5 protein-coding genes and 1 pseudogene are annotated in these 5,184 nt (G+C 44.2%); 3 read left to right on the top strand and 3 right to left on the bottom strand.

What is annotated here, in order from left to right:
• Together tnpA and BUF15_RS26175 are read right to left on the bottom strand one after the other, a co-directional pair.
• Positions 1–239 (bottom strand): IS66 family insertion sequence element accessory protein TnpA (tnpA, locus tag BUF15_RS26985; protein ID WP_327021901.1); only part of this gene is annotated, 239 nt, incomplete at its 3' end.
• A complete protein-coding gene (locus BUF15_RS26175; protein WP_073617292.1) occupies positions 236–1,528 on the bottom strand; it encodes a PAS domain-containing protein in 1,293 nt (430 codons plus the stop codon). The genes tnpA and BUF15_RS26175, both read right to left, overlap by 4 nt.
• A 468-nt stretch (positions 1,529–1,996) precedes the next feature.
• On the opposite strand from BUF15_RS26175, the gene BUF15_RS26170 reads away from it, so the two are divergent.
• The 3 genes from BUF15_RS26170 to BUF15_RS26160 all read left to right on the top strand — a co-directional run bounded on the left by BUF15_RS26170 (position 1,997) and on the right by BUF15_RS26160 (position 4,315).
• Positions 1,997–2,344 (top strand): hypothetical protein, encoded by a 348-nt coding sequence (locus BUF15_RS26170; RefSeq protein ID WP_073617290.1) that lies wholly within the window; start codon positions 1,997–1,999, stop codon positions 2,342–2,344.
• A gap of 104 nt (positions 2,345–2,448) precedes the next feature.
• Positions 2,449–3,426 carry a calcium/sodium antiporter gene (locus BUF15_RS26165; protein ID WP_073617288.1) on the top strand — a complete coding sequence of 326 codons (978 nt, stop codon included), beginning with the start codon at positions 2,449–2,451 and terminating at the stop codon, positions 3,424–3,426.
• Positions 3,427–3,643: 217 nt separating this feature from the next.
• Complete coding sequence (locus BUF15_RS26160; RefSeq protein ID WP_073617286.1) at positions 3,644–4,315, top strand: lysophospholipid acyltransferase family protein; 672 nt, start codon at positions 3,644–3,646, stop codon at positions 4,313–4,315.
• A 616-nt stretch (positions 4,316–4,931) separates the two neighbouring features.
• Here BUF15_RS26160 and BUF15_RS26155 read toward each other — a convergent pair.
• Positions 4,932–5,184 (bottom strand): annotated as a pseudogene (locus BUF15_RS26155) (IS256 family transposase); the annotation flags it as partial.

The raw sequence follows: 5,184 nt of genomic DNA, 5'->3' as shown, positions 1-5,184 counted from the left end.
AAACCTGAACTCTGCTTTTCCTGGACCTGGGATTGTACCGCAAGAGGAAAAAAACGCGGTTGCGGTTCGTGAGAAACCTTCAATGAGCTCTTTCGACGCCAGTAACCAAATGTCGCCAAAGAGAGCATGTTCTCCCGGCAATATGATGATTGCGTCAGGCCGCTACTCTCCCATGAGCGGATGTGTTCCTGCCAATATTCCTGCTTGGCCGACCGATTCTTGCTATGCTCTGTTTTCATTGTGCCCTCCCGTGGTCTGGTTTGCCACAATGAAACAGATTGTTAACGATATGAAAAGATGGCGTTTGTTGAGCGCTTACTGATAAATCCATATTCGTGCCGGTTACACGTATTGGAGTATTTTTTTCATCTCTTGTAATAAAACCACGAGACAGAACCGGCACATAATGACCGTCTTTATGCAACAGTCGGAATTCAACTTCGTAGCTGTTAATAGTTTTTTTCAGTGCATCCCTGAATACAGCGTCTACATGCGTACCATCTTCAGGATGTATGAGCCTCTCCCAGAGTCCGGCATCTGCTTGGATTTCGTCTGGAGTATAACCAAGCTGAGCCCACCATTGGGGGGAATAATACAACTCATTAGTGAGCAAATCCCAATCCCAGGGAGCATCGTTGGAACCTTTGACAACTAAGGTCAACCTTTCTTCACTTCTGATCCGAGCATCCTCTGCCTGCTTGCGAAGGGTGTTGTCGACAACTGAGATTATGACTTTTTCTAAAGTGTCCTTATATCCGGGTAGCACTCTGTAGCTGATTTGAACATAACGTAATTCACCATCAAGGGTTTTCACCACGCCGTCACAGCTGTTTTGATTCTTACCATTCCACAAATCTACCAACTCTTTTTTGAAACATTCGAATGATTCAGATGTAAATGTTTTTTCCAGACCTTGAAGTAATTGCTCCTTATTCTCCGCCCTGTGAAGATCTAAAGAGGCCTGGTTAACATCCTTGATTTTGATGGCTTGAACAAATTTCATTAACTCTTCGGGAGACTCATTCAAGAAGGTTTCGATATTAGAGATGCCCTTTTCGCGAAGATCTTCGAAACGTTTATGTACTGCCGACCAATCCTCGAGCCAGCAGGATATTGGGTTATTTTCAAAAAATAATTTAAACTCCTCCTCGCTCTCATGCAAGGCAGCATCTGTTCTGTTTTTTTCTTGTTCCTCCCTGGGAAGCCACTTTTTGAGCAGCAATACAATAATAATTACTGCGGCAACAACGTTGATTATTTTGGGGATGATCACAAATTCCGGGCGTGTCAGAAAGTCCCCGATCTGCTTAGGTATCAGTCCCGAAAGAGATGTGTACCAGAGTCCAAAATAGACACTTTCAAACAAGGTGCGGAATGCATCTATGGCAAGAATGATCACAAGAGCGCGAAACAGATCCTTTGTTTTGCTATTCCACATCTTCTGTACATAAAAACATAGAATGAAAGACCAAAGAGAAATCAGTACCCAATAGGTAATTGGAGTTATTAATCTAAACATTTCTGTCATATGTGTTTCTCTATGGTTATAGTAATATTCTGATGGCAGCAATGATAAAAATTGTCCCTAAAATAATTGACTTAGTCAATCAAAAACTGGAAGGGGCTAAATAGGAACAGTAGTAGAACGATTAAACGACGGCTTTTTACAAGCCGACATAGATTCTATGTTTTTAAAATGGTTGAAGCACATGTGTACGGATTGACAACGTCTGCTTTGTTGTTATCCTATAAATTCAACAAAGGGGAGTAGTTATCAGCTGGAGAAATGGCTAACCTGGATTCCGTCAATACGGTCGAAAGACCCGGGACCAGAACAGATATTCTGTAAACAAGACCTTTACTTGGCTAATCAAGCCTAAGTAATGGTCTTTTTTTTTGCCTCGGAGGCCAGCAGGTTTGTTGAACATTTCAGTATAACTGGAATGTGAATAGTTTACAGAGTCTGTCAAAATCCTAACTAAAAAAGGAATTTCACATGAAAAGCTTCATTTTTTTAGAATCAAAAAGAAAATTCAACACAAACCGTCAGTTAAAAAAATCACTCAAAGTCTTTATTGGGGCTGCCATTGTTGGTTGCTTAATGATAGGCGCCTTGGTTGTCTGGGGAGGGATAGCTGCTTTTAAAACCATTTCAACATTTGCCACAACCCCTATTATTCAAGAGAAGATTTTGAATCTCGAAACTGAGATCCAGAATATGCCAGTCCTTAATGATGTTGGGTGTTGGGCCACAGTGCAAGACTTTATGAATGCAGAGGTTTGGTTCCAAAAACCCATTGTCGAAAATTTCAACAACATTAAGTCAGCCTGTTTAAACAAATAAAGAGTAACAAGAAGTAACACTCAACGCGATCATGTGGACTGGAATTTCGTAGATAAAAGAATTAATTAAAGCCTCGTCCTCCTTTTTTGACATAGAGTCTCAATATGCTAATCCCTGCTTTTGCTATTGTAGGTGGCCTTGTTCTCCTTGTTTGGAGCGCTGATCGATTTGTTGAAGGATCTGCCTCTGTAGCCCGCCATTTCGGCATGCCCCCACTGCTTATCGGCATGCTGATCGTCGGCTTTGGCACCTCGGCCCCTGAGATGTTTGTCTCGGCCTTGGCTTCGTCCCAAGGCAACCCAGGTATAGCCCTGGGCAACGCTTACGGATCTAACATCACCAATATTGCCCTAATTCTCGGGTTAACCGCACTGATCAGCCCGATTACCGTTCACTCACAGGTACTGAGGAGGGAACTTCCGCTCCTCAGTCTGATCAGCGGTCTAGCGGTTTATCAACTTTGGGATGGAGAACTGTCGCGGAACGATGCCTTAGTTCTTCTCGTTGTATTTTTCGGGCTTATAGCATGGAGCATCCGCCAAGGAATTCGGCAGAGGGCAGATGCTTTGGGAATGGAGATGGAAAATGAACTTGTTGTTCACTCTATGCCCCTTGGTCGAGCTTTCGGTTGCCTCGGCATAGGACTGTTGCTGCTTATTGCCAGTTCCCGGGCACTGGTGTGGGGCGCGGTGGAAATCGCACGCCAGCTTGGTGTCAACGACCTGATCATTGGCCTGACGGTTGTGGCAGTTGGCACATCTCTTCCTGAATTGGCCTCGTCGATCATTGCAATTCGCCGAAAGGAACACGATATCGCCTTAGGCAACGTGCTTGGATCGAACCTCTTTAACACCTTGGCCGTGATCGGCATTGCCGGGACCATCCAACCGATGACAGTGCCGCCGGAGGTCCTCTCCAGGGACATGCTCGTCATGACCGGTCTGACCCTCTTCCTCTTTCTGTTTGGGTATGGCTTTCGCGGGTCGGGCCGGATCAACCGTTTCGAAGGCGCCACTCTGCTAGCAGTCTACGTAGGTTATACAGCCTTTATAGCCATTGAGGTTCTGAGTAAGAGGACGTAATATCCATCGGCGCTGGAAACGATAATTTCAATTATCTGCTACGGACTGGGCCATTACTCAACTTAATGCTGAGTTTTTGGTTCATTTTTTCATTGCATCGTTTGTTATGTTGTCCAGCGGCCTGTCGTCTTTCCAAAAGAATGAGATACAACCTGGTAAACATAAGCCATCAACTAAAATATAGAAATTGAGACTATTCCTTTCATTTTGGTTCTCTATGACATTAAAAATAAATCAAATCTTGGCTTCAAGATCAGCGCAATTGCTGTTGTATAAATTCATTCGCTTATACTCCTTAACATACCGACTCGAAGTGCAGAATGAGGGTGAGTGGCTTGATGATTATCTGCATAACAATGCTAGTATTGTCCTATGCGTTCATCACCAGCAGTTTTTTCCAGCCATTCGCTACTTCCAGCGCTACAAAAAATACAAACCAGGTCTCATGATCAGTCAGAGCAAGGACGGCGAATTTATAGCAGGAGTTGCCAACAGATCCGGCTGGACAACGGTAAGAGGATCTTCATCAAAGGGCGGACAAGAAGCCTTAAAAGGTATGATCGACCATCTTGCCATGTATAGACTGGCCGGCCATATTATTGACGGCCCTCGAGGACCTTTTGGTGTTGTAAAACCTGGAGCGATACGGCTTGCGCATGCTACCAATTCTGCAATTGTGCCGTTTTATACCAGAACTGACAGAGCTTGGTATGCTCGAAGTTGGGACAAGTTTTCCTTACCTAAACCTTTCAGTAAGGTTGTGCTGCGATTTGGCGAGAAAATTGTCTTTCAGCAAACAGACACTAGCGAAGCCTTTGAGGCACAAAGAAAGGCGCTTGAAGAGATAATGTTTCATGGAAACGAGAAGCTAAAGGCTGATGTTCGTTGATTTTTAATAAACGTTCAACAAAGCCCCCTAAGCTATGGGATAAACCATGTAAATACGCCTATTGTACTGTTTAATCGCCGGTCAACAAGGTTTTTTCGAGTGCAGCGAAACTCGAGGGGATAACTGAATTATTACTGTTCTCACTCTCGAGTTTGTTGAACCATGGAAGACTCAAAGACCATTCCAATTGCTGGAGTTCATTACTATTCAATTGAGGAGTCCCCCTTTGATCTATCTACTATTTGGACAATCTACAGTCAGAGACTGTATTTTTGCTGTTAGGATTACGAAACCGACCGTTTTTTCAGGATAGTAGGAAGGTTTACTGGTGGCTTTGGCTGGTTATCGAGAGATTTACGATGCCAACCTCATGCTCGATTGGAAAATACTATCCCACACACTCACATATCCTGTAAATGGAGCAACTTGTGAAAGAGGGAGGATCTGGGTTGCTTGTGCTGGGCCATCCTCCTCTTAAAGTATCCTCATCAGGCTACGGTGCCGACAAGTTAGCACTGGCAGTGCTCAACTTATTGTACTCAGCGATTGCCGCTGCAAGAGAGCCCCTTGATGGAATAACGAGTTATAGTCAAATCTGGTGTTTGAAGAATCATTCTTAGATATTGACCACCCTGGTCAGCTCACCTTCTTTTACTGGTTCAACCCTCTCGCCATCCTTGAATCTCACCCCTCGAATGACCTCAGCAAGTAGCTTGAATCCCCTTAGCCGACGCCATTTCTTCTGGGCGCTCTGGCCGAGTTTGTAAACCATCGACAAGATAGTATGTCTTGCGACACATCCCCTTGTTTTTGCTGTCCGAAGTCGTACAGTGGCAAACGTTGACTCGATAGGGTTTGATGTACGAATA

The organism is Desulfopila aestuarii DSM 18488 (genome assembly GCF_900143695.1).
Lineage (GTDB): Bacteria > Desulfobacterota > Desulfobulbia > Desulfobulbales > Desulfocapsaceae > Desulfopila > Desulfopila aestuarii.
The sequence above is the reverse complement of the archived record's forward strand: the minus strand, read 5'-3'. Positions and strand labels throughout refer to the sequence as shown.